A 273-nucleotide genomic window follows, 5' to 3' on the forward strand; every position below is an offset into this window, starting at 1 on the left:
ATTTCATAATCTGACGAACCTCGGAATCGGTTACCATTAACCGATGCGATAGCACGGCGTAATTGGTGGTAGGCCTCGCCTCGATTCAGTGCTCGCTGTACATATCCCCGGAGACTAGCATCGTCGATATAGTCCAGTAAGTACATGGCCTTGATCATACGGTTGTACTCAGTCAGGGCCTGTAATAACGGGTGGCTTTTGCTGTAACCAGATAACTTGCGAACCAGAATCGCTTGTGTGGTACTTTTCTCCTGAAGCGAGATGGCAATACGC

At 48.7% G+C, this 273-nt stretch carries 1 protein-coding gene; it reads right to left on the minus strand.

Annotation, left to right across the window (positions count from 1 at the left end; all coding sequences use genetic code 11):
* The coding region (locus A3751_RS21215; RefSeq protein WP_156492715.1) for a Tn3 family transposase at positions 1-273 on the minus strand (273 nt) is incomplete at both ends.

The sequence above is a fragment of the Oleiphilus sp. HI0080 genome, assembly GCF_001635135.1.